The organism is Pedobacter sp. GW822-FHT03F06, from assembly GCF_058801365.1.
In genome coordinates, this window is record NZ_JBXANE010000015.1 from 69997 (window position 1) to 95108 (window position 25112).

A 25112-nucleotide genomic window follows, 5' to 3' on the forward strand; every position below is an offset into this window, starting at 1 on the left:
CCGACTCATTTATGCATCAAACCTCGTTACTCCGGTAACACCTCTAACTTTTAATAAATTTTTAATCAGGTTTTCCAGGTGTTCGGTATCGTTTACAAAAATCATAATCGAACCATCAAAAATCCCTTCATTGGTATCAACAGTAATCGAACGCATATTTACTTTAAAGTCTGTAGAAATTACCCTGGTGATGTTATTGATTAAGCCTACATCATCAATACCTACAATGCGTAAGCCGGTTAAGAAAGTTAATTCCTGCTGTTTGTTCCATTTGGCTTTCACCACGCGATAACCATAATTGGCCATTAGCTGTGCAGCGTTAGGGCAGTTGGTACGGTGTATTTTAATCCCTTCGCTCACGGTAATAAAACCAAAAACATCATCGCCGGGAATTGGGTTACAACAGGCAGCCAGGGTATAATCAATGCGCTGCATATCTTCGCCAATGAGTAAAATGTCAGATTCTCCACCTTTAATTTTACTCTTGATTCCATCAACAGAAAGATTTTCAGGGCGTTCCGGACCGCGGCTTTCAACTTCTTTCTCGCTCGATAGGTATTCTTTGATATCTTTCAGCTCGATTTTTCCAAGGGCAACATTAACAAAAAGCTCTTGTGTAGAAGGTAGTTTAAAGAAATAACTTAGCTTTTGAAGATTATCAGTATTGTAGGTGATTTTTAACGACTTCAGCTTCCTTTCTAAGATTTCTTTACCATTTTCGGCAATTTTCCGCTTTTCTTCTTTTAAAGATGACTTAATTTTAGATTTGGCTTTGGCTGTAACCACCACGTTTAACCAGTCTTCTTTAGGCGTTTGTTTGCTCGAGGTGATAATCTCTACCTGATCGCCATTTTGAAGTTTATACGAAATAGGGACCAGCTTGTGATTCACTTTAGCACCTATACAGGTTGCACCTACATCGGTATGGATCTCGAAAGCAAAATCTAATGCGGTAGCACCCAGTGGCAACTGGATCAAGGCCCCTTTTGGCGTGAAAATAAAAATCTCATCCGAGAAAAGGTTCATCTTGAAATCGTCCAGGAAATCTAAAGCGTTGGCTTCCGGATTGCTCAGCATTTCGCGTACTTTCTGGATCCACTGATCAAGACCATTATCGTTACTCGATTCTTTGTATTTCCAGTGCGCAGCAAAACCTTTCTCTGCAATTTCGTTCATGCGTTGTGTACGGATCTGTACCTCAACCCATTGTCCGCGTGGACCCATCACCGTAGTATGCAAACTTTCGTATCCATTTCCTTTTGGTGAGGAAACCCAATCGCGTAATCGATCCGGATTTGGACGGTATAAATCGGTAACAATTGAATAGGCTTTCCAGCAATCGGCCTTTTCATTTTCAGGGGCCGAGTCCAAAATAATCCGGATGGCAAAAAGATCGTAAACCTCTTCGAAGGGAATATTTTTCTTTTTCATCTTGTTCCAGATGGAGTGGATTGATTTCGGTCTGCCGTAAACATCGGCCACTAAACCTTGTTCATGAACTATTTCATCAATAGGTTCGACGAATTTTTTAATGAAAAGTGCACGTTCAGCTTTTTTCTCATTTAATTTTTTTGCAATGAATTTGTAAGTATCAGGGTCGAGATATTTCATCGAAAGATCTTCCAGCTCTGATTTTATAGCATATAAACCCAATCTATGGGCTAATGGTGCATATAAATAAATGGTTTCTGAAGCGATTTTAAGCTGCTTGTGGCGGGGCATAAAATCCATTGTACGCATGTTATGCAAACGATCGGCAAGTTTGATCAGGATTACCCTCACATCATCTGCCAGGGTAAGCAGCATTTTGCGGAAATTTTCGGCCTGTAAAGAGCTATTGGTATCGAAAACGCCAGATATTTTGGTTAAACCGTCGATAATTTTAGCGGTTTTCTTGCCAAATTCGCGTTCAATATCTTCTAAAGTGATATCGGTGTCTTCTACCACATCGTGCAATAAGGCACATACAATAGAGGTGGTTCCTAAGCCAATTTCTTCGGCAGCTATCTGCGCTACAGCAATAGGGTGATAGATGTAAGGTTCACCAGACTTTCGGCGCATATCTTTATGGCTCTCCAGCGCCATATCGAAAGCTTTTCTGATTTCTTTTTTATCGCCCTTTTGTAAAGTAGATTTGCTTGCCCGTAGTAATGCCCTATATCTTTTTAGAATCTCTTGCTTTTCCGCCTCTAAATCAATCACTAACTCTGTTTTCATTTGTATTTTTTGCGTAAAAATTGCGTCTTATTTATGAATAAAACTTATATTAGTTTTGTGAAACAACTAATATATGAAATAACACCTAACTTTGTAAAAGTATAAATTTATGAAAATTAAAGGGCTCTTTTTTCTTTGTATTGTAATGATTTGTAGCATTTCGCTATGGGCTCAGGATCCTGCTGCGCCAATATTCCCTAAATTGGGTAAAAGCGATACAATAAGAGTAGCCTCAACAAACGATAATGGTGTAATGATTCCGTGGATGCAGCTTAACGATGTATCTATTTATGCCGCAAGGATATGGAAATCGCCGGCAGAACAGGCCGCCTATAACCGATTAAGGTATAACGTATTAAAAGTAATGCCATACGCACTGTTTGCGAAACGTAGGTATGAGCAATTAGAGCAGGATATTGCCCGTACGCCGGAGAAAAAAGAACAGAAACAGCTGGTTAAACAATGTGATAAAGAAATTAAAGACATGTTTAACCGCGAAATAAAAGAATTAACGATTACTCAAGGTCAGATTTTAACGAAACTGATCGACCGCGAAGTGGGCAGAACAACTTATGATATTGTTAAGCAGACCAAGGGTGGTTTCGCTGCATTTTCTTATCAGATTGTAGCCCGCGTAGTAGGACATAATTTAAAAAGCACTTACGATCCGAATGAAGACAGGGATATAGAATCTATTATCCGTACTTCAGGATTTTATCAATAACATATAATGCAGGAACGCATTCCGAATATTTATTCGTTTAAGGTTAAAAAAATTAATGGCGAAGAACAGCCGTTATCAGCCTACCGCAATAAAGTTGTTTTAATTGTAAATACTGCATCAGAATGTGGTTTTACCCCACAATTAAAGGAATTACAGCAGCTAAAAGACGAGATTAATAGTCCTGATTTTGAAATTTTGGGCTTTCCTACCAACGATTTTGGAAAACAGGAACCGCTTAATGGATCTGATATTGCATCTTTCTGTGAGATTAACCATGGCGTAAAATTTCCCGTTTTTGATAAAATTATGGTTCGTGGGGCACATGCCCATCCACTTTATCAATTCTTGAGCGAGAAGAAACAAAACACAAAATTAAGTTCGAAACCCCGTTGGAACTTCCATAAGTACCTCCTGAACAAAAATGGCGAGCTGGAAGATTATTTTTTACCATTCACTAAGCCACTGAGTTCGAAAATTAAAAAGAAAATTCAGCAACTGCTGAACCAAAATGCCCAATAAATAATGAAATTAGATATTTTAGTGATAGCCGTGCATCCTGACGATGCAGAACTTTGTTGCTCAGGAACTATTTTAAAACATATTGCCCTTGGTAAAAAAGTTGGAATTGTAGATTTAACCAGAGGTGAGCTGGGTACGCGTGGTACCGCAGAAACAAGAGATGAAGAAGCTGCAGATTCTGCGAAAATTTTGGGTTTGCATGTTCGCGAAAATTTGAGAATGAGGGATGGCTTTTTTCAGAATGATGAATTTCATCGTTTAGAAGTCATTAAAGCCATCAGGAAATACCAGCCAGAAATTATTTTAAGCAATGCGCTGGAAGACCGTCACCCCGATCATGGGCGTGCAGGCGATCTGGTGCACGATTCGGTTTTTTTATCAGGTTTACCAAAAATAGAAACATTGATAGATGGTATTAAACAAGAGGCGCACCGGCCGAGGTTATTGTTGCAATTTATTCAGGACAGATATTTAAAACCTGATATCATTGTGGATATATCTAACCACATGGATAAGAAAATTGAATCGATCAAAGCCTTTAAAACCCAGTTTTATAATCCTGATGTGGATGGCTTACAAACTTATATTTCTTCTCCAGAGTTTTTCGAAACCGTAATTGGCCGCGCAAGAGAATTTGGTAAAAGCATTGGCGCTACTTTTGGCGAGGGCTTTACTTCGCGGAAGTTGCTGGGTGTTGATAGTTTGTTTGATTTAAGGTAGAAAAGTTACCTCCTTAGTTTTGACATTTTTATACGATCGTCACCCTGAACCTAGCCTTAGCGAGCTCACCGAAGGTAATTTAGTTCAGGGTCTTTCTTGTGATAAATTTTCTTTTTAAGACCCTGAACTAAATTCAGGGTGACGACTGGTGGTAAGAAAAACCTACCGCCAACAAAACCGCTCTTCGTTTGTTATTCTTAAAACGAATAATAATGGCGAATATATTCTCTTCTCTCAAAAACGCATACAATCTTTTCAAACATGTAGATTTTGATAAATTAGAAGCTTTATCAAAAAAAGTCGATTTACCCAAAATGGTCGAAACGATATCCAACCTTGATGATAAACAAATTCAGGGGATGATGAAAATGATGGGTGGGTCGGGTAAAAAACGAGAATTACCCCCAATTGAAGGTGATTTTTATCATTTGGGCGACGAAGCACTCAACGATGAGGATCGCGAACTCCAGCTAAAAGTGCGTGCTTTTTTAGAAAAAGAAGTAAAACCCATTGTAAACCATTACTGGAACAAAGCCGAATTTCCTTTCGAAATTATCCCAAAACTTGCTGAACTTAATATCTGTGGTTTAACCTACAAAGGTTATGGCTGCCCTGGAAAATCAAATTTGATGGAAGGGATTTTAGCGATGGAAATGGCGCGGATAGATACCTCAATTTCTACTTTTTTTGGTGTACAGAGCGGCTTGGCCATGGGGTCGATCTATTTATGTGGATCGGAGGAGCAAAAACAACAGTGGTTACCATTGATGCAGCAATTTAAAATTATCGGTGCATTTGGACTAACTGAACCCGAAGTGGGCTCTGCGGCTGCTGGAGGACTCACTACAACCTGCAAAAAAATAGATGGCAAATGGATTTTAAATGGTCAGAAAAAATGGATCGGTAATGCCACTTTCGCCGATATCTTAATTATTTGGGCCCGTGATGAGGAAAGTGGTGAGGTTAAAGGTTTTATCGTAAAAAAAGATAATCCAGGTTTTGCGGTGGAAAAAATGCAGGATAAAATGGCCCTCAGGATTGTACAGAATGGAATTATCACTTTAAGCAATTGTGAAGTAGAAGAGGCCGATCGCTTACAAAATGCAAACTCATTTAAAGACACCGCAAAGGTATTGCAAATGACAAGGGCAGGAGTAGCCTGGCAGGCTGTTGGTTGTGCACGTGGCGCTTACGAAAATGCATTGGATTATACCCGAACCAGAAAACAGTTTGGTAAACCCATTGCATCTTTTCAATTGATTCAAAACCATTTAGTTGAGATGTTGTCGAATTTAACGGCCATGCAAACATTATGTTTTAGGTTGTCACAATTGCAAGATCAGGGTCTGTTGAAAGACGAACACGCTTCGTTGGCAAAGGTATTCTGTTCGTTACGTACGCGTGATGTGGTGAGCAAGGCCCGTGAGGTAATGGGTGGAAACGGTATTTTACTCGAATATAATGTAGCACGTTTTGTGGCCGATGCCGAAGCTATATATTCATATGAGGGTACAAAAGAAATTAATACGCTGATTGTCGGTAGGGCCATAACAGGTTTCTCCGCATTTGTTTAGGGAAAACTCACGAAGTTTGAAGGGTAAGAGCAGTTTGGGAACTTCGTTAGCTTTGAGCTGGGTAATTAATTGCTTGCCAGTCTGAGCGTAGTCGAAGGCTGATGTAGTATGATAAATAGCAGGATTTTTAGGGTTAGGAAATGAATGTCAGCATTTCATAGGTGCTACGGTCCTGCCATTCGTTACAATCTTTTTGCGGGTTTTGAAGTGCCGAGGTGAGGAGCCTCTGTTCCATGGCTTGCAGATGCTTCGTGCCTCAGCATGATAGCATGTTAAAGGTGCTGCAAGCAAAAGGATTTTCGCTGCTGTCAGGTTTATTTAACAATGGCATATTGATTGGACTGGTAGTGTATATTTTGTGTATTCCGTTCTGTGAGGACACAGACCGGAGCAGATTAGAGGAGTTTGTTCTCCGTGGCACAAAACATTGTTCATAAACCCGATTGGAACGGATGCCAATTTCCTTCAAATTGGCAGGAGGGAAAGCGGGACTGAAAATGCCAAATGCACAAAACCCTTCATTTCCAAATCATAAGGATTAACGCAGTTGGCAAATTACTCCTAGAATTTTACATATTAGAATGCTGAGTATTTCATTCTGTTTAATTAAATCGCTTTTAATACCCAGGTTTCTCGGATTCTCCCAATTTTATTCGCCTGTTCTTTCATTTTTTTTAATAATTCAATATCAATATATTTTAGCGAGGAAAGTTGATGCCAAACTGAAGTTGCTTTAGTTACTAATTTGAAACCTTGTTTAAGAAAGAAGTGTTCAGCCTGTTCAAAGCTATCAAACTTATTATCTTCTACATGATGTGCTTCCAGAAACTGAGAAAAATGATCATTGGTTTCATTTTTAGGTGCCGGCCGTTTAACATATACATCAGCAGTGATCCAATAACCACCTCTTTGTTTTAATGATTTATGGATGGTTTTACATAGTGATATCTTTTCTTCATTATTTAAATACACCAATAAACCTTCATTTATAATACTAATCGGGCCGAGAGGTAGTTGATTTATAGCATTTGAAAAAGCGTCTCCATCCAAAGCATTTAAAGCTTCGGTTTTGAGTTTGCCCTTTAGTTGTAATTTCTCATCAACAATTAGCCGATCAACCAAATCTTTTTTGATATCGATTACGCCTTGTAAATCAGTGTCCAAATAATAAATAGTCGGATGCCTTAAAACCAGATCCAAGCCCCTAAAAGAATAACCAGAAGAAATTTCTATAATATTTAAAGAGCCCGATGCAAAAAGTAAGCTATCCAGAGATAAATATCTACTCTCAAAATGCACTAACCGTTTCAAAAATACCTCATCAAAATCTTTATGATATAATTTTTCAAGGGCATCGTTACCGTAAATTAACTTAACAGCATCAGCAACAAAGGGAATATTCGTTAAACTTTTGGCAAGTAAAAGCGATTTTGCTGATGGACTTATCGAACTATAATCACGATTCATTTGTAATTATAAAAAAAACTGCGTTTAAAACGGATACTTATTGAATGCCGATTGGCTCATTGCACTTTTTTCAAATAAGGCAATACAGGCTTTATTAAAAGATGGATCGAAGTTTATTGCACCAGGTTGTAATGTATTTGGAATCTTTCCGTTTTGCATAAAGAAATAAACTTTTGTATTACCGTATTTGGTATGGGGCATTAGATTGCCATAATCTTCCATTTCTTTCCATATAGAATCTTTAACTGAAACGATATAAATCCGTTGTACCGGGCCAGTATTGTTTGCATTTCTGTACTTGGCAACTTCTTTAAAACCGGCTTTCATATCCTCAATCCCAGGCTGGTCAAAAACAGCCTTAACCATGAAAAAGACCAATACTAAAATACCTGCAACTAAGAAATAAACTAACGATTTTCTATTCATGCCTACAATAAAGGCAATATTTTTTCCATAACCGTCAAGCCTTCGTCAATATGTTTTTGCTCAATACAAAGTGCCGGACGAAAGCGTATCGTTTTTTCACCACAGCCCAAAAACATCACATTGTTTTCCAATCCTTTGCCAATAAATGCATTGCGCATCTCTTTTGTCGGGAAATCAAAAGAACACAACAGACCTCTTCCACGAACATTTGTCATTTGATCAAATTTATGCGATAAATTTTCTAGTTGATCTCTTAAGTAAGTGCCCACTTTTTCAGCATTCTCACAAAGTTGATCTTCTTCTACAATTTGTAAGATCTGTGTTGAACGGACCATATCAACCAAATTGCCTCCCCATGTTGAGTTAATACGGCTTGGCACTTTAAATACATTGGTTTCAATTTCGTCTACCTTATTACCGACAAGAATACCGCAAACCTGCATTTTTTTTCCAAAAGCGATGATGTCTGGTCGAGCTTTTTCACTGAAATGTTGGTGGCACCAGAATTTACCTGTTAACCCAACACCGGTTTGTACTTCATCATAAATCAAGAAGGCATCATTTTCATCTGCCAAAGCCTTAAGTTGGATCAAAAATTCTTCACGCAGGTGGTTATCTCCTCCTTCAGATTGGATTGGCTCTACAATTATAGCACAGATATCGTCTTTATGATCTGCAAAGGCATTTTTGATCTGCGCTAAAGAGGTTTCTTCGGTTTGAATGGCATGACTTAAATTATTTCCCGAAATTGGGAATTTAACTTCAGGAACAGCCACTCTTGGCCAATCGAATTTAGCAAACCACTTGGTTTTATCGGGTAGGGTATTGGTTAGGCTTAAAGTATAACCCGTTCTGCCATGAAATGCCCTTTCGAAGTGCAAAATCTTAAAGCCTTTTTCTTCAGTATATCCCTTTGTAAAGTTTTTCTGAACTTTCCAGTCCATGGCTACCTTAATTGCATTTTCTACTGCTAAGCCTCCACCAGCAATAAAAAAAGCATGTGGCAGGTAAGCCGGAATACCAACTTTGGAAAATGTTTCAACAAACTGCGCATACTGCTGGGTGTAAACATCGGAGTTCGATGGATTGGCTAATGCAGCGAGGAGAAGGTTTTTTTTAAACGCTTCATCATTAATCATTTTAGGATGGTTATAACCTAAAGGAACGGAAGCAAAACAAGTGAAAAAATCGAGTAAAGTTCTGTTGTATTTAGCATCGTAAATGTAAGCGCCATGACTTTTTTCCATGTCATAAGTCAGGTCGAAACCATCGGCCAAAATGTGCTTACTTAACGATTCGTTAACGCGATCTGCAGGTACTGTTAATTGATACATAAACTTGGTTTTGGTATAATCCAAATTTAGTTAAATGTGCCTAAAATCAAAATTTAAGCACTTTTTGTATACTTTACATAAAAAATAGGTTTAAACAGTTTAAAGTATGATTATAGACAAAATTGGATTTTGGACTTCACAGGTGTGGAAAACTTTTTAGCTAAAAGCAGGTGAAATAATTTTAGCTTACCGATTTTTATTGGTCTTTGTAGGTTCGGTTGCCATTCTAATAACGTGTAATAGGACTTTTACTCCTTATTATTAATTTGATCCTTGTATAGTGCCTGGATTTATTTGTTGTTTGGGCTATTTGATAAGAAGTTTCTAAAGAATTAATGCTGGCAAAGAATGAGTCTGGGTATTGAGCATTAATACTCAGACTCATTCAATTTTACTGATCAAAAATTACCTTCAGTTTCTGACTTAAATCCTCACCAGTTAAATTTCTGGCAATTATCTTTCCTTCTGGTGAAAGCAAGAAATTATTTGGAATAGCCTTAACAGCATAAAGTCGAGCTACTTCATTATACCAGCCTTTCAGATCGGATAGCTGTGGCCATTTTTCGAGGTTATCCTGATGTATAGCTTTTAGCCAATATTTATAGTTAAGCTGAATAAGGCAATATGGTTTCCTAAAGCAAGTTGCGATAGTAATGCTTATCAGACATTTTATTCTCATTATTGAACTTGTTAGGCATTTTTTTATATAATCATTTACTCAGAAAATATACGGCAGCTCTTAGTATTTCAGATGAGCGGTTTCTGTAGGCTATTTTTGTATAGCAAAGTTATCACAGAAGGCCTTTATGGAACATCTGGGCTAACCAGGAAAGTTTGTTCTCATAATTGGGGAAGCGGCCAAAAATTAAGATTTCCTGCTCAAAACTTTTAAAGGCTGCATGGAGGGTTTCGGATAAAAACTGGCTGTCTTCATCCGGAAGCTCTGCGATATCCTTATTTAGGATCCCCCAGGTAATGATTTTTTTGACCACCACAATTTCCTCCTCGGCAAATGCCCGGAGTTTGATCAAAAAAGAAGCAGGGTCCTGTCTCAGATCATCTATGGCCAGCTTGTATTCCTTTACCATGGCCAGTAAATGTTTCAGCTTCGCTGCATTGAAAGACTCTATGTTGGCAGAAAAAGACTTCCGCTTGCTAATCGCTTCCTCACTTGCGCGAAGACAATCGGAAAATAACCTGAAGCAGACGGCATCCAGTACCTCTTCCTTATTCTTAAAGTAATGGTACAAGGTGCTGCGGCCTTTTTTGCATTCGTTTGATATGTCCTGCATGGATACCCTGGTGTATCCATAACGTTGGAATACCGCCTGTGATGCTTTGATAATCTCTTCCTTAACCGAATCGTTCTCCAACTTTCTCATATTCGACAAAAATACAATTATTGTTTATTAATAAGTGCATCAGTATTGTCATTTATTGATTATGTACGGTTTAACTGTTTTATGACAAATAAATTAGTGTTGCTATGAAAACAAAAAATGTATATTTGTCGAACATTGCTGTGCTGAAACAATTTTAGTAAAATTGGTAGAATAGCTCTATAAATGCTTTTTGCATTCGGACAGTAGTGAATATAAATCGACAAAAAAACAATAAATGTTTAAATTCTGATGAAGACAACAATCACCCTTTCCGGATTAGCTGTAATGATGCTCTGCTTATTCGGTTGCTCTAATCAAGCAAAGCATAACCCAGGCCTGGATACATTATCTGTTAATGTAATCAATCTGAAAAGCGGATCCGCTGGTAACAACGACCAGATCCTTTACGATGGAACCCTGGAAGCAGATAAGACTATTGAGCTGAGTTTTCAGGTTTCAGGAACCATCTTAAGCTTTCCGGCTCGCACTGGAGATTATATCAGTAAGGGACAGTTGGTTGGCACGATAGACGAAACGATTTACCGCAACCAGTATAATGCCCAGCTTGCACAGGTTAAACTGGCCAAAGAGAACTTCAGCCGGATCAACGAAGTTTTCAAAAAAGGAAGTGTAGCTGAAATCAAGATGCTGGAGGCGAAATCCAATTATGAACAGCTCAATTCTGCGGCAAACGCCACCTATCAAAACATCGCCCACGCCAGGCTGTATTCTCCTTCTAGCGGTTATGTTGGGGAAAAGAAAGCGGAGGCTGGGGCCGTAGCAATTCCAGGCCAGCCTGTATTGCAGCTTCTGGATACCAGAACGCTCAAAGTATTGGTTGCAGTACCCGAAAATGAAGTGAACCACTATAAGGTGGGATCGCCCGCAGATGTGCAAATCGAAGCATTGGGTAGTCAAACCGTATCTGGCAAGGTAACTGAAATTGGTGTATTGGCACTAAATGGAAGCGCTAATTACAATATCACCATCACCATTGCCAATACCGAAAAGAAACTCAAACCGGGGATGCTCTGTAAAGTGCGTTTTGAAAAATCTGGACGTAATGAAGTCTCCGCCACCGATTCACTTCAGGTTATCGTTCCAGTGCAGTCTGTTCAGGTAGATGAAAAGGGAAATAAATTTGTTTATATCCTCGGCAATCAGAATAAGGCTATACGAAAAACTGTAAAGGTGGGCCAGCTTTACGCCAATGGAATTTCCATCAGTTCGGGCCTTATCGGTGATGAACGCATTATTACATCCGGTTATCAGAAACTCGCAGATCAAAGCCCTGTCACTGTAAGCAACTAAGCGTAGATATGAAAAAGAAATCAAATTTGATAGAATGGGCTATGGAACACCATGTGCTCCCGCTTTCACTATCCGCCATCCTAGTTATTCTCGGAATTGTTGCGCTTTTCAACATGCCCAGAAACGAATTTCCTGACTTTACCATCAGGCAGGGGCTTATTGCAGGTCAGTATCCGGGTGCCTCTTCAAAGCAGGTTGAAGAGCAGCTGACCAAGAAAGTTGAAGAATACCTGTTTAGTAATAACGAAGTTAATAAGAAGAAAACCTATTCTTTTTCAAGGGACGGGCAGATGTTCATCTTCGTTGAGGTAGCCGATAATCTGAACGCCATCCAGACTAAAGCTTTCTGGAATAAGATCAAAAATGGGATGCTCGTGCTTCAAAGCCAGTTGCCCAAAGAAGTTAAGGGGTTCTACATCGATAGCGACTTTGGCAATACCTCGGCGTTACTGATGTCGGTAGAGTCAAAGACACGTCCTTATAAGGAACTTTTAAAGAATGTAGAGGATATTGAGGCAGAATTGAGGCAGGTGCAGGATGTGGCCAAAATTTCTCATACAGGGAATCTCAATGAACAGATTACTGTTTATGTAGATAATAATAAACTCTTGCAGAAGGGGGTAACAGCTGGCAATATTATGCAGGTATTGCAGAATGAAGGTGCGATAAATGCAACAGGTAAGCAGGAAGGTGCCGTGGTTGATCAACCCATTCATATTAATACCTATTATAAATCTGAGGCTGAGCTTTCTGAACAGATTACCAGGCATGATGCAAATGGAAACACGATACGCCTGCGTGATGTGGCCACGCTGAAACGGGAGTATGATGAACCTGAGAGTTATGTTACCTCAAACGGAACCAAATCCATTATCATTTCGCTTGAAATGATAACTGGAAAGAATATTGTAAGTTTTGGAAAGGAACTCGAGTCGCATATCGAAAAAGTGCAGCGTCATTTGCCTGCTGATGTTAAGCTGGTTAAACTCGCAGACCAACCCGAAGTTGTTGATGATTCTATTAGTCACTTCATGAAGGAGTTTGCCTTTGCGCTCATTGGGGTTATAGCTGTAGCCGTATTGTTACTGCCTCTTAGGGTAGCAGCAGTTGCCGCCGCAACTATTCCCATTACCATAGCAGCCACGCTTGCCATTATGTACATGTTCGGAATTGAGCTCGATACGGTTACCCTTGCAGCCTTGATAGTTGTACTGGGAATTGTAGTGGATGACCCGATCGTGGTCATTGATAATCATTTAGAGAAACTCGATCAAGGTTTCTCGGTGTGGGATGCGGCCAGGGAAAGTGCAAAGGAATTATTTCCTTCGGTGTTCACTGCAACGCTGGCCATATCCGCAACATTTATTCCGCTTGCTTTCTTTATGGTTGGTGTCTCGAAAGATTTTATCCAGCTTTTTCCGGTAACTATTGTGATCGCATTGACGCTTTCTCTATTAATATCGATGTTACTAGTGCCTTTTTTTAATACGCTATTTATCAAAAAAGGGCTTTTGCATAATAAAATCAAGTCAAAAAGGTCGTTTTTGGATAGATTGCAGGATTTTTTCAATAACCATATTGGAAATTCCATGAAGCACTACAAAATCACTGTTTTTTTGGGAGCTCTTGCTATAGTAGCAGGTATCGCCATTATGGGTGTCCTGCCTCAGCAATTGTTTCCAAAGGTAGAAAGGAACCAGTTTGCTATGGAAATATACCTGCCTTCCGGCTATAGCCTTGGCCAGACCGATAGCGTAGTGAAAGGGATGGAAAAAATATTGAAAAAGGATAAGCGCATCATCAATTACACTAGCTTTATAGGTAGTAGCTCACCACGTTTCCATTCTGTATATGCACCGAATCTCCCAGCTAAAAACTATGCACAGATTTTGATCAAAACAGAATCTGAAGACGCAACACAGGAAGTGATTGTAGAATATCAGCGCAAGTACGGCAACCTGTTCCCATCAGCTTTCGTGCGAATGAAACAATTGAACATGATCAATGCACTTGCGCCAATTGAGGTTCGTATTAGCGGGAATAATATTGCCGATTTAAAGAAGGTTGCACAACAGGTCACCGCTATTGGGAAAAGACACCCATTGGTAAACTGGGTGAGAACAGATTTTAATGAGCCCCAGCCAACCCTTGCTCTGGATATAAAGACTGCTGATGCGGCAAGGTTAGGTCTGAGCAAAAATGATATTGCAAACACAGTTCTCATGCATGCTGAAGGTATAAGGGCAACCCAAATTTGGGAGGGTAATTATGCTGTAGATGTGAAGATTAGATCGCCTAAGACTTCAAGAAGCGATCTTGCTGATCTGAGGAATCTGAATGTGGTGTCTCCCCAAACACAGTCCGTTATTCCCCTAAGGCAAGTAGCTAATGTAAATTTTGACTGGAACGATGGTCAGATTGCCCGCCGAAACAGCATGAGGACGTTAACTGTAAGAATGGACGTTACCCAGGATGCGGTAGCCAACGCAGTGCTGATGGACTTCATGCCTGAAATTGAAAAAATCAACTTGCCAAAAGAGGTAGTCATTGCTTACGGAGGGGAACTTGAACTGCAGGGTGAAAATCAGGGTCCTATGGGGGTAGCCCTGGGAGTAAGTATCATCCTTATTTTCTTAATCTTACTTTGGCATTTCAAACACCTTAAACATGCCATCTTGAGTATCACAACAATGCCTTTGAGTATATTGGGTGCTTCGTTTGGATTACTGGTAGCCGGATATCCTTTTGGTTTTACCTCATTCCTTGGGCTGCTGGCTCTATGTGGTATTGTGGTAAGGAATGGAATTATACTGATTGATCATGCTGAAGAATTAAGACTGCATGAAGGTAAATCAGTATTTGAGGCAGCCAAGCTTTCCGCCGAGCGGCGGATGCGTCCGATCTTTTTGACTTCTTCTGCAGCAGCAGTGGGTGTGATCCCAATGGTGATCAGCAGATCATCACTTTGGGGGCCTTTAGGAACAGTTATTTGCTTCGGACTGATTGTTTCCATGCTTTTAACATTATTTATTCTACCAACACTCTATTGGCTATTCTTCCGTAAAGAAGATCAAAACCAGCCAGAAAATGAAATGTCTGAACCAGTACATGTTTAAAGATAACACCATGAAATTTCTATTATATTATATAACATTTGTCGGATTTCTGGGCGCTAATGCCCAGATCCACACGATTTCACTCGAACAGAGTAAGCAGGCTGCAATAGCTTATAGTTATTCACTCAAAAACAGTGAACTGAGAATAAATTCTTCGAAATCAGACCTTGCAGCAGCAAAGTCTGATTACCTTCCTGCTGTTAGCGGCACAGGTGTAGGTTTATATGGCTTTAAGGATTTAGTAGCGGCCTTACCACCGCTATTGAATGAAGGGATTAACAACCTATACCTGGTTGGGGTAACTGGGACGGAAACGTTGTATGCGGGAGGAAAGATAAAAACAGGAAACGAACTTGCCGCTTTGCAGCTTGAAGTTAGTCAGATCAGGAAAAAACAATCACTCGATTCTGTAATCCTCTTGACCGAGCAAAAATACTGGAACCTGGTCAATATTCAGGAACAACAAAAAACACTTTCAGTCAACGAAACCTTACTAATGGCTGTGCTAAAGGTGCAGAAAGATATGCTCGCATCTGGTCTAATCGCCCGCAATGACTTGCTTAAGGTTAAAGTACAGTTGAGTGAGTTATTGGTCAATAAGAGCAAACTGAAAAATGGCCGAAGGGTTGCCCTGCTAGATTTTTCCATGTATACCGGTCTTGCATTTGACTCATTACTCGTTATGCAGGATACCTTAGATAAGAAAACCATGCCAACCCTATTGGCACTTCGTCCGGATACCAATATCTCTGAAAATCCCAATTATATTCTACTTGATAAGCGGGTAAAGGGTGAAGTGTTGCAAACCCGTCTTGCCAGGGGGGATAACCGGCCTACTTTAGCGCTTGGAGTAAGTGCCTCACAAGTTGGTTCCATAAATAGTGGCATTGGTGGTAGCTTTGCTCCCGCAGGATTGATTACCCTTAGTTTGCCAATATCTAGCGGGCTCTGGGGGAGGGGAAAGCAAAAAGTCGCACAGCGTAAAATCAGTGAGCAGATTGCAAAGAACGATTTTCTTGATGGTCAAAATCAGATAAAAGTTGGAATTACACGCTATTGGTATGATTTGAAGGATCAGCTTGTTCAAATTTCTTTTGCTAAAGATAACCTTGAACTTGCTACGGAAAACCTAAAGGTAAATCAGGATAATTATAAATCTGGGCTGGCCACAGTTTCTGATGTGCTAGATGCGCAGGCGGCCTATCAGCAGGCATCCAGTACTGTAGCTACTGCCTTTTCTGACTTCTATGTCAAAGCAGCTATTTACAACTACGTTACTTCAAAAGTGGCTCCCTGATCGAAAGCGATATCATCAATATTGTTGTGTTTGATTAAAGATCGGAAACTTTACAGACTGAAAGCACAAACCGTAAAAATTAAAACTGATTCCGGAAAAATAGCGTAACAGACAAATGCTGAAAGATAAAAGGCAAGCAATAGTTAACGCAGCAATCAGGCGCTTTATCTACTATGGGATTTCAAAGACGACAATGGATGATATTGCGAAAGATTTAGCCCTTACCAAACCATCATTATATTATTATTTTACTAATAAGAGCCATTTGGTAAGGGCAGTTTTTGACCATGTTTTAGATGAGTATCTTTATCTTTTAGAAAAGGTAAACTTAGATCAGTCATTAGAACAGATCTTGGATGACGTAATAAAAATGCATAGAACATTATTTAAGCAGTACGCCCTGCTTGGTTGCTCAAAAGACCATTTTTTAAATCCTAAAGATAAAATTCTGCATCATAAATTCATCAAGGCTAAGCTTATTTATACAAACTTCTTAAGAAATGTGTTTCATGCTGCGAGTAGAAAGATGGAAGTCCGATCGGAAAATATTGACAAAACAGTACATCTCTATTTTAATTGTATGCAGGGAATGTTTATGAATCATTTTGTTGATAAGCAAACCAAAATTCATGTCCATCATCGTCATCATCTTCTTGTTTATAAAAATGCAAGGGAATTCTCATCTGTATTTATAAAAGGGCTCAGATTTTAGTGTAATTATAGGTTGATTTAAATGCCGATTTTTATCAAATCATATTTAAGCTAAATATTAGTGGTATATGCAATAAAAGGTGCTTATAAGGGATACAAGGCTTGATGGAAACCAATTTATTTTTATGTTTGGTGCTACCCTAAATATTTTCGAAATCCACCCATGGTACGATAAGCATGATAGCTAAAAAACTAGAAGAAAGTATGCAGTTTTCATTGAACATGGGAAGAAGTTCTAGTTTTGAGCAGGTTTACATGACTTATTACCACCCCTCTAAGGTTTTTTATCAGTCGCACTATCGCCCAGGATGATGCTGAAGATATCCTGGAGGATCTCTTTGCGAGATTATGGAACAATAAAGCCAATTTTGAAAATGAAATTCACTTGAAGGGCTTTCTTTATCGGTCGGCAGATAATGCAAGAAAGGATTGGGCATCATGGTGCCATCCCTGTCGTGAAGAAAATCCCAGGGTGCTGAAAGCTTATAGTAAGTCTTCAGGATTTTTATTGCCATGAGCCTTTGGTTCGTGGCAATAATTGTTTTGATCTGTATGACCAAAATGAGCAGATACTCTAAGGAAAATTACTTTAATGCTAATCTTGATTTTCATTCGCCGGTTGCAAGGGAAAAGATTACGCCCATCAATCAGTCAGGTAAGCGTAAATTAAGTATAGATAGCCTGATTTATAGAGAAAATATTTTCTAATAATAAACCTTTTGGTATATTTGCTTATCGAAATTTATCACTATGTTATCGAAAGCAGAGAAAACAAAACAATTTATTTTGGAAACAGCCATGCCGCTATATAATGAAAAGGGAGTTGCAGGTGTGACCATTGATGAGATTCTCGCTGCTACCAGATTGACCAAAGGTGCGCTTTATGGGCATTTTGATGGAAAAGATGATCTCTCATCTCAGGTAATAGATTACGCTTTGGATAAGCTTTCCCAGCGTCTTAGATCTGCTATTTCAACAAAAAAAAGTGTTAAAGCTAAGGTTTGGGCATTTATTGATTTTTATAAGGATCCGATCAATACGCCGATTCCAGGCGGTTGTCCCATATTTAATACCGCTGTTGAAACTGACGATAACTATCCATTGCTAAAGAAAAAAGTCGCAAAGGTTCTTCGTGTGGGCCAGGAGGAGCTTACAGCCCTTCTTCAAAGTGGAATCGATAATGGAGAGTTTACTCCGGAGCTAGATCCGGCTGGTTTTGCTTTTAAGCTGATGGCATCTGTTGAAGGGGCTACAGTGATGTGCAGGGCTATGGAAGTTACCAAGCCAATGCTTGTCTTGGTAAAAAGCCTCAAAGCCGAATTGGCTCAGTATGAGAAATGATATTTTTTTTGTTTTAAAATATACTAAAAAGTATAAAATATAGATTTGAAATTATGAATATTACAAAATTGTTTGATCCGTTTGCCATCGGAAAAACGCAACTTAAAAATCGCATGGTTCTGGCACCTATGACGCGTTCAAGATCCGATAATGATCTGCATGCAGCTACCGCTTTAACGGCTGAATATTATGTCCAGCGGGCAAGTGCAGGGCTGATTATTTCCGAAGGTACGGTGATAAGCCCTGAGGCAGTGGGTGTAGTAAATGTTCCGGGAATATATAGTCAGGAGCAGATAGAAGGATGGAAAATGACTACATCAGCCGTTCACGAAAAAGAGGGTAAAATCTTTGCGCAATTGTGGCACACAGGTGCCTATTCTCACCCGGATTTCCATCATGGTGAAGCTCCTCTTGCACCATCCAGTTATAATCCAAACCTGCAAATATTTACACCGACAGGCTTTAAAAACAGCGAGATGTCTAGGGCAATGACTTTGGGCAATATTAAACAAACTGTATCCGATTTCAAACAGGCCGCCCTTAATGCTATTGAAGCTGGTTTTGATGGGGTAGAACTACATGGGGCAAATGGCTACCTGCTCCAGCAGTTTTTTAGTAAAAATACTAATCAACGCCAGGATGAATATGGCGGCTCAATAGAAAACCGTGCCCGTATCCTATTTGATATTCTGGATGCCCTGAAAGAGGTAGTGGATAGCGATCGTGTTGGCCTACGTCTAAACCCATCATTAAACGGGATTATGGGAATATTGGTTGATGATGAAACGATCGGATTATATGAGTATATTGTAGGTAGATTGAATGATTACGGTTTGGCATATCTTCATCTTATTGAGCCATTTACCGATGTTACAGGTAATCCACAAGCCATACAGGAGGTTGCTAAACATTTCCGTAAGATTTACAATGGTACTATCATTATCAACAGGGCATTCAATAAAGAGACAGCAACAAAAGTACTAAACGATGGAGATGCAGACCTGGTTTCATTTGGCGTTCCGTTTATCGCTAATCCGGATTTGGTGGAGCGTTATAAAACCGATGCCCCATTGAATACTCCTGATCCGGCAACGTTCTATACACCAGGAGAAAAAGGTTATACCGATTATGCTTTTTTATCACAATCTGAAATTAAATAAAATGAAAACGACAGGAAATACCATATTTATAAGCGGTGGAAGTGCAGGCATTGGTTTGGCTATTGCTAAAAAGCTCGATGCAGCTGGAAATAAAATTATCATTAACGGACGTAGTGAAGAACGCCTTAAAAATGCTTTGAAGGAGCTAGGTAGTTCTGCAGTTGGCATATCAGGAGACCTTTCAATAGAAGCAGATAGATTTCGAATTGCCGAAGAGCTTAAAACAAATTATCCAAACGTGAATATCATTGTGAATAATGCCGGTGCCTCATTTATGAATGATTTAAGTGATGGTAATAATAACGCTGCAGAAAAAGCATATCAGGAAATTAATACCAATTACATCAGCGTTATTCATTTTACCTCATTGTTATTGCCTCAGCTCTTGATACAAGAGGATGCGGCTGTTATTAATATTTCTTCCATTACAGTATTCAGATCAAATAAATACCTGCCAACATACGCTGCCAGCAAAGCTGCGCTCCACAGCTACACACAAGGCCTGAGGGACACCTTTGCAGGCAATGAGAAATTGAATGTTTATGAAGTATATCCGCCGTTGGTTAACACTGAATTTTCAGCAGAAATTGGCGGTGCAAACGGCATTCCACCTTCGGAGGTAGCAGACGAGCTTTTCACTGCTTTAGAGAAAAATCAATTTGAAGTTCCGGTTGGCGACACGATAAAAATTCACGCATTGATAAATCCAGTCACAGAGCAAGTGGCTCATTAATTCTTTTTTAAGATAAAACTCAAAAGATATGGACTTAAAAGGAAAGACAATCCTGATCACAGGCGGCGCTTCAGGGATAGGGCTTGAGGCTGCAAAACAATTTTTAAAAATTGGTGCGAAAGTTATTATTACAGGTAGAAACCAGGCAAAACTGGATGCAGCTAAACAAGCGTATCCAGCACTAACGGCTTTACAGAGTGATGTGGCCATAGAAGCAGATGCTAAAGCTCTTTTTAAAACAGTAAAAGAATTGGGGGGTATTGATATCCTGTATAATAATGCCGGCGTTTTAGCTGCTCCTTCAAATCTGGGTATTGCTAATGATAAACATCTTGAGGATGCCGCCTACGAAATGGAAGTTAATTATTTCGGTGTAATCAGGCTTAATAATCTTTTCCTGGATATGCTTAAATCAAGAAGTGAAGCGGCAATCATTAATACTACATCCATATTGAGTATGTCTCCTTCGTTAATTGAGGCTACCTATTCTTCATCTAAAACTGCATTGGCATTTTACACCATATCTCTTCGGGAGCATTTAAAAATCATTGGAAGTAAGCTGAAAATATTTGAGCTGGTTCCACCGCTTGTGGCCACTGAAATGACTGCAGAAAGAAATGATAAAAAAATAACTTCAGAAGAGATGATTAAAGGATTGGTAAATGGTTTATTAAAAGACCATTACACCATCCGTGTGGGCGATGCAAAAATATTTAGTGTGATTAACAGGCTTTTCCCAAAAACTGCGTTTAACATAATCAATCCAAAGACAACCCATCAACTTTTACAAAAATAAACATGAAAGCATACGTCATAAACAAATATACCAAAGATGGTCTTCAGCTAGCAGATGTTTCGATACCAAAAGTTGCGGATAGCGAAGTTCTGGTAGAGATTCATTCAGCTAGCTTAAACATTTTGGATTCAAAAATCAAAAAAGGGGAATTCAAATTATTATTGCCCTACAAGTTTCCTTTAATTTTAGGCCATGATGTTGCAGGGATCATTACTCAGGTTGGAAAGAAAGTAAAGAAGTTTAAAGCTGGCGATGAGATTTATTCACGCCCCTCAGATTTTCATATCGGCACATTTGCGCAGTACATTGCCATAAACGAAAATGATGTGGCCTTGAAGCCCAGTAATTTAACAATGGAGGAAGCTGCCTCAATTCCGCTGGTTGCACTCACAGCCTGGCAGGCTTTGGTTGAAAGTGCCCGGTTAAAAAAAGGAGATAAAGTGTTTATTCAAGCGGGGTCTGGAGGTGTAGGTACGATAGCCATCCAGTTGGCCAAACATTTGGGCGCAACCGTTGCAACCACAGCTGGTACAAGAAGTTTCGCATTGGTGAAAGCGCTGGGAGCAGACATCTCGATTGACTACAAAACGCAGGATTTTGAAACGCTGCTTAAAGATTACGATGTAGTTCTCAATAGCCAGGACAATAAAACCCTGGAAAAATCACTTAATATCTTAAAACCTGAGGGCAAGGTCATTTCCATTTCAGGCCCCCCAACACCAGAGCTTGCTAAAGAAATAGGACTTCCGTGGTATTTAAAGGCTATACTGTCACTGATTAGTTTTAGCATCCGGAGCAAAGCAAAAAAGCGTCATGTCGATTATAAGTTTCTATTAATGAAAGCCAGCGGAAGCCAGCTTGATCAGATCACAAAGTTAATTGAAGCTGATATCATTAAGCCTGTAGTGGATAAGATATATGCTTTCGAGCAGACAAATGAGGCCTTAGAATATGTGGAGAGCGGACGCGCAAAAGGTAAAGTGGTGATTAAAATAAAATAGGTTAGTAAGCATTTCACAAGTATTTTGGATTGTCCTGCTTCAATCACCGCCTTAATGAAGAAATTCTCTTTTGCCCGAAGATGAAAACCCAAGGGTTAACCACCAGGCTGGTAAGGGCTTTTACAGTACTTTTCGTTCAAAACCTTTGAAAACGCAGTTATTAAAAATATCAAAAAATAAGTGATGAGAAAAATCTATTTGGCATTAATGCTATCAGTTTTGGCAATTTATAACATTGCAGCTCAAAATATGCCTTCAGACAAAATATTGGGGGTTTGGATGAGTCAGGAAAAGGATGGGAAGATTGAAATCTACAAAACCGGAAATAAATATTTTGGCAAACTGATCTGGGGCAAAACCATGTATGAATCAGATGGATCTACTTCTAAAAAGGATGTAAAAAACAAAGATGAAAAATTGAGGGGACGCAATCTTAAAGATCTTTTAATGCTTAAAAATTTTATTTACAATGATGAGGTTTGGGAGGGGGGCGAAATTTATGATCCTTATAGCGGCAAAACCTACAGTTGCACCATGAAAATATCAGATGGGAAGCTGAATATCAGAGGATATATCGGTATTTCCCTACTTGGAAGAACTGCTATATGGGAAAGGATCAAATAATGGATCGCGCGTAAAATTCATAGATGAAAGCGATTAATCCAAGGAGTATAATAAACCAAATTGCTTTAGAAAGCCTAAGTAAAGTAAATATCTATAAACAGATGAATAAGATATTTACTAAAGCTGAGGATTGTAAAAGTACAAACCTCGCCTCTTCATTTGATTGCATGATCAAATTACTCATCGCTGATTGCAGAATATAAACAAAGAGTAATTATTTCTGCATCAGGATCAAAAGGATTCCTGAATATTTAAGGCAGTGCCTCAGGTGTTTTAATGCAGCAGTGAGCTGGTTCTCAACGGTCCGTTTTGAGATGTTAAGTTTTAATGAAATTTCAGTGATACTGAGGTTTTCCTTACGGCTCAAGAGGTAGATCTCACGGCATCTTTTTGGGAGTTCAGCGAGCATTTGCATAACCTTTGTATCAAATTCTTCTGCTGTGATCTTTTCTTCTCCAGTGTTGGTAGCTGAAAACTCATTCTGTAAAAAGGAATGCCCGCCCTGACTGTAATCCTCTACATAGTTTATTGGTACTGCATTCAGCTGCTGTTTCCTTCTGATCCCCCGATAACTTGCGCTGGTGAGTACATAATTCTTAAAAGAGCCTATGTTCAACTGGTGCCGTTTGTTCCAGATGTTCAGGAATATATCGTGGGTGATTTCAAGCGCAGCTTCCTCATCTTTAACATACCTATAGCATACGGCATAAACTTTAGACCAATGGCGGTCAAACAGGGAGTTGAACGCTTTTTCATCATCTAAAAGTATAAGCTGTAATAATTCGGGATCGGTATAATTGCTCGCTGGCATAGTTTGTTTGAAATAAAGCTATGATTTAAAAATCGAAATAAAAAATGCATACACCTGGTATCTATCAATGTATAGGAACTGTTTTTTGAAAGTTTATTTTTTTTTTAAATTTTTTATGTGTGTGCGGATTAAAATCCGTGTCTATATAATAAAGGACCAAATTTAAACCCAAGTCGCCCTGTAATGACCGAAAATGAATATCTTTCTCTCTGCGAGAAATACCTTAGGGGAGCGTGTACGCTCCAGGAAGAACATATGCTTTTCGCTTATCAGGATGCCCAAGGGCTGCCGGGCCTTTCACTGTCAGAAGAAGATGAGAAACGCTTGGGAAAAACATTAAAAGAAAGGATTCATAACAGCATCAACGGACAATTGCCTGTAAAAAAACCGATCTGGATCAAACGCCTGAAATGGCAGGCAGCCGCTGCAATCGCAGCATCGGTTTTACTTTTTATCTATTTTGGAACGGATCTTTTTAGCTCAGCAAAAATCAAAGAAAATACTATCCTTGCCAAAAAGCAGGAGATCAGCAAAAAAGACATATTGCCAGGCTCAACAAATGCGGTACTTACCTTGTCAAATGGAGCGCGCATCAAGCTTGACGGTATTGGTAATGGGATCATCAGTAGGCACGGAAATGCCGATATTTCTAAATCTGGTAATGGTCTGGTTGTATCTGCCACAGGTAAAAACCTGAATAATGTACTGAATAAGATTACAATCCCAAGAGGGGGGAAATACAACATAACACTGCCTGATGGAACGCGGGTATGGTTGAATTCTTCTTCCTCATTAAGTTTTCCTACAGCGTTTACAGGAAAGGAACGCAAGGTAATACTTACAGGTGAAGCCTATTTTGAAGTAACCAAGAACAAAGAAATGCCTTTTAAAGTGGATGTTGAGGGGAAACAGGAGGTGGAAGTATTGGGGACACATTTCAATATTACCGCTTTTGCCGAGGACAGGAACATCATGACCACCCTATTGGAGGGATCCGTGAAAATCAACTACAAAAAATCATCCACACTGATTAAACCTGGCCAAATGGCGGTCAATAACCTGCAGAACAACTTGAAGGTTGTACCTGCAGATGTAGAAGAGGTGATGGCCTGGAAAAATGATATGTTTATCTTCAATAATGAAAATATCAGCTCGATTATGAAAAAGATATCGAGGTGGTACGATGTAGATGTTGAATATAAAGGCGATGTATCCGGAATTAATTTCGATGGGAATTACTCTCGGTCGAAAGGGCTTAAAAGCCTGCTGAAAAATATTGAGTTAACAGATAAAGTCCGGTTTGTAACCGAAGAAAGGAGGATCACTGTTATAGTTAAATAAATACCTGAAAAAATCCAAAAACCGGAAGTGCTTGAGACCACTCCCGGAATTGATTAGCCTATAGCTAATTGTGGATCAGAATAATCATCCAAACAACAACTATTTAATCCTAACCAAATGTATAAAATTTTTACTGCACTTCAGTGCGGGGATATCTCTTGCAATGCGCAAAAAATCCTTCGAGTTATGAGACTTACTGTCATTTTAATAATGGTCGCCTTTTTACAGGTAAGTGCCGGGAGTTTTGCCCAGCAGGTAAGCATAAATGTTAAGGATACCCCTTTGAGGGAAGTCCTGAGCCAATTAACCAAGCAGACCGGATACAACTTTATCTGCGATGCAAATATTGTCAGTGGTTCTACTCCGGTCACCATTAAGTTTAAAAATACACCGCTTCAGAAAGTTTTAGAAGCCTGTTTTTCCGGCGAGGCCGTTGAAATGGTATTTGGCGATAATTCGACCATTGTAATCAAGAAAAGGGTTCTGGTCATAAAAACTCCCGTGCAG

At 39.3% G+C, this 25112-nt stretch carries 23 protein-coding genes; 16 read left to right on the forward strand and 7 right to left on the reverse strand.

Annotated elements, in window-relative coordinates:
• Nucleotides 1-9: 9 nt before the first annotated feature.
• Nucleotides 10-2217, reverse strand: a complete 2208-nt coding sequence (locus AC1RJ8_RS22035; RefSeq protein WP_492955681.1) for a RelA/SpoT family protein — start codon at nt 2215-2217, stop codon at nt 10-12.
• 109 nt (nt 2218-2326) lie between these two features.
• Here AC1RJ8_RS22035 and AC1RJ8_RS22040 point away from each other — a divergent pair, with 109 nt between their 5' ends.
• From AC1RJ8_RS22040 to AC1RJ8_RS22055, 4 genes are all read left to right on the forward strand, one after another.
• Nucleotides 2327-2941 carry a DUF4294 domain-containing protein gene (locus tag AC1RJ8_RS22040; RefSeq protein WP_492955682.1) on the forward strand — a complete coding sequence of 205 codons (615 nt, stop codon included), beginning with the start codon at nt 2327-2329 and terminating at the stop codon, nt 2939-2941.
• 6 nt (nt 2942-2947) lie between these two features.
• Nucleotides 2948-3460, forward strand: coding sequence for a glutathione peroxidase (locus AC1RJ8_RS22045; RefSeq protein WP_492955683.1), 513 nt, complete (start codon nt 2948-2950; stop codon nt 3458-3460).
• Between the two features lie 3 nt (nt 3461-3463).
• On the forward strand, nt 3464-4180 hold the full coding sequence (bshB1, locus tag AC1RJ8_RS22050; RefSeq protein ID WP_492955684.1) for a bacillithiol biosynthesis deacetylase BshB1: 717 nt from the start codon (nt 3464-3466) through the stop codon (nt 4178-4180).
• Nucleotides 4181-4392: 212 nt separating this feature from the next.
• Nucleotides 4393-5754, forward strand: a complete 1362-nt coding sequence (locus AC1RJ8_RS22055) for an acyl-CoA dehydrogenase family protein (RefSeq protein ID WP_492955685.1) — start codon at nt 4393-4395, stop codon at nt 5752-5754.
• A gap of 606 nt (nt 5755-6360) precedes the next feature.
• Here the strand turns inward: AC1RJ8_RS22055 and AC1RJ8_RS22060 are convergent.
• The 5 genes from AC1RJ8_RS22060 to AC1RJ8_RS22080 form a co-directional block, all read right to left on the reverse strand.
• Nucleotides 6361-7221, reverse strand: a complete 861-nt coding sequence (locus AC1RJ8_RS22060; RefSeq protein WP_492955686.1) for a hypothetical protein — start codon at nt 7219-7221, stop codon at nt 6361-6363.
• A 24-nt stretch (nt 7222-7245) separates the two neighbouring features.
• Nucleotides 7246-7647 carry a hypothetical protein gene (locus AC1RJ8_RS22065; protein WP_492955687.1) on the reverse strand — a complete coding sequence of 134 codons (402 nt, stop codon included), beginning with the start codon at nt 7645-7647 and terminating at the stop codon, nt 7246-7248.
• A 2-nt stretch (nt 7648-7649) separates the two neighbouring features.
• Nucleotides 7650-8981 (reverse strand): L-lysine 6-transaminase, encoded by a 1332-nt coding sequence (gene lat / locus AC1RJ8_RS22070; protein WP_492955688.1) that lies wholly within the window; start codon nt 8979-8981, stop codon nt 7650-7652.
• A gap of 391 nt (nt 8982-9372) precedes the next feature.
• Nucleotides 9373-9660 (reverse strand): peroxiredoxin family protein, encoded by a 288-nt coding sequence (locus AC1RJ8_RS22075; protein WP_492955689.1) that lies wholly within the window; start codon nt 9658-9660, stop codon nt 9373-9375.
• Between the two features lie 112 nt (nt 9661-9772).
• Nucleotides 9773-10363, reverse strand: coding sequence for a TetR/AcrR family transcriptional regulator (locus AC1RJ8_RS22080; protein WP_492955690.1), 591 nt, complete (start codon nt 10361-10363; stop codon nt 9773-9775).
• A 249-nt stretch (nt 10364-10612) separates the two neighbouring features.
• Here AC1RJ8_RS22080 and AC1RJ8_RS22085 point away from each other — a divergent pair, with 249 nt between their 5' ends.
• The 11 genes from AC1RJ8_RS22085 to AC1RJ8_RS22135 all read left to right on the forward strand — a co-directional run bounded on the left by AC1RJ8_RS22085 (nt 10613) and on the right by AC1RJ8_RS22135 (nt 22453).
• The gene (locus AC1RJ8_RS22085) at nt 10613-11674 is read left to right on the forward strand and encodes an efflux RND transporter periplasmic adaptor subunit (RefSeq protein ID WP_492955691.1); all 1062 of its coding nucleotides are present in this window, start codon (nt 10613-10615) and stop codon (nt 11672-11674) included.
• An 8-nt stretch (nt 11675-11682) separates the two neighbouring features.
• Nucleotides 11683-14790, forward strand: coding sequence for an efflux RND transporter permease subunit (locus AC1RJ8_RS22090; protein WP_492955692.1), 3108 nt, complete (start codon nt 11683-11685; stop codon nt 14788-14790).
• Between the two features lie 10 nt (nt 14791-14800).
• On the forward strand, nt 14801-16087 hold the full coding sequence (locus AC1RJ8_RS22095) for a TolC family protein (RefSeq protein WP_492955693.1): 1287 nt from the start codon (nt 14801-14803) through the stop codon (nt 16085-16087).
• 115 nt (nt 16088-16202) lie between these two features.
• Complete coding sequence (locus tag AC1RJ8_RS22100) at nt 16203-16799, forward strand: TetR/AcrR family transcriptional regulator (RefSeq protein ID WP_492955694.1); 597 nt, start codon at nt 16203-16205, stop codon at nt 16797-16799.
• A gap of 297 nt (nt 16800-17096) precedes the next feature.
• Complete coding sequence (locus tag AC1RJ8_RS22105) at nt 17097-17315, forward strand: hypothetical protein (RefSeq protein ID WP_492955771.1); 219 nt, start codon at nt 17097-17099, stop codon at nt 17313-17315.
• Nucleotides 17316-17548: 233 nt separating this feature from the next.
• Nucleotides 17549-18139 (forward strand): TetR/AcrR family transcriptional regulator, encoded by a 591-nt coding sequence (locus tag AC1RJ8_RS22110; RefSeq protein ID WP_492955695.1) that lies wholly within the window; start codon nt 17549-17551, stop codon nt 18137-18139.
• 53 nt (nt 18140-18192) lie between these two features.
• On the forward strand, nt 18193-19299 hold the full coding sequence (locus AC1RJ8_RS22115; protein ID WP_492955696.1) for an alkene reductase: 1107 nt from the start codon (nt 18193-18195) through the stop codon (nt 19297-19299).
• A 1-nt stretch (nt 19300) separates the two neighbouring features.
• Nucleotides 19301-20032: an SDR family oxidoreductase gene (locus AC1RJ8_RS22120; protein ID WP_492955697.1), complete on the forward strand. Its 732-nt coding sequence runs from the start codon at nt 19301-19303 to the stop codon at nt 20030-20032.
• Nucleotides 20033-20060: 28 nt separating this feature from the next.
• Nucleotides 20061-20828 (forward strand): SDR family oxidoreductase, encoded by a 768-nt coding sequence (locus AC1RJ8_RS22125; RefSeq protein WP_492955698.1) that lies wholly within the window; start codon nt 20061-20063, stop codon nt 20826-20828.
• A 2-nt stretch (nt 20829-20830) separates the two neighbouring features.
• Nucleotides 20831-21829: an NADP-dependent oxidoreductase gene (locus AC1RJ8_RS22130; protein ID WP_492955699.1), complete on the forward strand. Its 999-nt coding sequence runs from the start codon at nt 20831-20833 to the stop codon at nt 21827-21829.
• Between the two features lie 183 nt (nt 21830-22012).
• Complete coding sequence (locus tag AC1RJ8_RS22135) at nt 22013-22453, forward strand: DUF2147 domain-containing protein (RefSeq protein WP_492955700.1); 441 nt, start codon at nt 22013-22015, stop codon at nt 22451-22453.
• A 214-nt stretch (nt 22454-22667) separates the two neighbouring features.
• On the opposite strand, the gene AC1RJ8_RS22140 is transcribed toward AC1RJ8_RS22135, so the two are convergent.
• Nucleotides 22668-23264 (reverse strand): RNA polymerase sigma factor, encoded by a 597-nt coding sequence (locus AC1RJ8_RS22140; RefSeq protein ID WP_492955701.1) that lies wholly within the window; start codon nt 23262-23264, stop codon nt 22668-22670.
• A 183-nt stretch (nt 23265-23447) separates the two neighbouring features.
• Here AC1RJ8_RS22140 and AC1RJ8_RS22145 point away from each other — a divergent pair, with 183 nt between their 5' ends.
• Nucleotides 23448-24605 (forward strand): FecR family protein, encoded by a 1158-nt coding sequence (locus AC1RJ8_RS22145; RefSeq protein WP_492955702.1) that lies wholly within the window; start codon nt 23448-23450, stop codon nt 24603-24605.
• Nucleotides 24606-25112: the final 507 nt, after the last annotated feature.

Excerpts from the sequence above, each read along its gene's own strand:
- AC1RJ8_RS22035 (WP_492955681.1), bottom strand. The coding sequence starts at position 2,217 with ATGAAAACAGAGTTAGTGATTGATTTAGAGGCGGAAAAGCAAGAGATT.
- AC1RJ8_RS22040 (WP_492955682.1), top strand. The coding sequence starts at position 2,327 with ATGAAAATTAAAGGGCTCTTTTTTCTTTGTATTGTAATGATTTGTAGC.
- AC1RJ8_RS22045 (WP_492955683.1), top strand. The coding sequence starts at position 2,948 with ATGCAGGAACGCATTCCGAATATTTATTCGTTTAAGGTTAAAAAAATT.
- bshB1 (WP_492955684.1), top strand. The coding sequence starts at position 3,464 with ATGAAATTAGATATTTTAGTGATAGCCGTGCATCCTGACGATGCAGAA.
- AC1RJ8_RS22055 (WP_492955685.1), top strand. The coding sequence starts at position 4,393 with ATGGCGAATATATTCTCTTCTCTCAAAAACGCATACAATCTTTTCAAA.
- AC1RJ8_RS22060 (WP_492955686.1), bottom strand. The coding sequence starts at position 7,221 with ATGAATCGTGATTATAGTTCGATAAGTCCATCAGCAAAATCGCTTTTA.
- AC1RJ8_RS22065 (WP_492955687.1), bottom strand. The coding sequence starts at position 7,647 with ATGAATAGAAAATCGTTAGTTTATTTCTTAGTTGCAGGTATTTTAGTA.
- lat (WP_492955688.1), bottom strand. The coding sequence starts at position 8,981 with ATGTATCAATTAACAGTACCTGCAGATCGCGTTAACGAATCGTTAAGT.
- AC1RJ8_RS22075 (WP_492955689.1), bottom strand. The coding sequence starts at position 9,660 with ATGAGAATAAAATGTCTGATAAGCATTACTATCGCAACTTGCTTTAGG.
- AC1RJ8_RS22080 (WP_492955690.1), bottom strand. The coding sequence starts at position 10,363 with ATGAGAAAGTTGGAGAACGATTCGGTTAAGGAAGAGATTATCAAAGCA.
- AC1RJ8_RS22085 (WP_492955691.1), top strand. The coding sequence starts at position 10,613 with ATGAAGACAACAATCACCCTTTCCGGATTAGCTGTAATGATGCTCTGC.
- AC1RJ8_RS22090 (WP_492955692.1), top strand. The coding sequence starts at position 11,683 with ATGAAAAAGAAATCAAATTTGATAGAATGGGCTATGGAACACCATGTG.
- AC1RJ8_RS22095 (WP_492955693.1), top strand. The coding sequence starts at position 14,801 with ATGAAATTTCTATTATATTATATAACATTTGTCGGATTTCTGGGCGCT.
- AC1RJ8_RS22100 (WP_492955694.1), top strand. The coding sequence starts at position 16,203 with ATGCTGAAAGATAAAAGGCAAGCAATAGTTAACGCAGCAATCAGGCGC.
- AC1RJ8_RS22110 (WP_492955695.1), top strand. The coding sequence starts at position 17,549 with ATGTTATCGAAAGCAGAGAAAACAAAACAATTTATTTTGGAAACAGCC.
- AC1RJ8_RS22115 (WP_492955696.1), top strand. The coding sequence starts at position 18,193 with ATGAATATTACAAAATTGTTTGATCCGTTTGCCATCGGAAAAACGCAA.
- AC1RJ8_RS22120 (WP_492955697.1), top strand. The coding sequence starts at position 19,301 with ATGAAAACGACAGGAAATACCATATTTATAAGCGGTGGAAGTGCAGGC.
- AC1RJ8_RS22125 (WP_492955698.1), top strand. The coding sequence starts at position 20,061 with ATGGACTTAAAAGGAAAGACAATCCTGATCACAGGCGGCGCTTCAGGG.
- AC1RJ8_RS22130 (WP_492955699.1), top strand. The coding sequence starts at position 20,831 with ATGAAAGCATACGTCATAAACAAATATACCAAAGATGGTCTTCAGCTA.
- AC1RJ8_RS22135 (WP_492955700.1), top strand. The coding sequence starts at position 22,013 with ATGAGAAAAATCTATTTGGCATTAATGCTATCAGTTTTGGCAATTTAT.
- AC1RJ8_RS22140 (WP_492955701.1), bottom strand. The coding sequence starts at position 23,264 with ATGCCAGCGAGCAATTATACCGATCCCGAATTATTACAGCTTATACTT.
- AC1RJ8_RS22145 (WP_492955702.1), top strand. The coding sequence starts at position 23,448 with ATGACCGAAAATGAATATCTTTCTCTCTGCGAGAAATACCTTAGGGGA.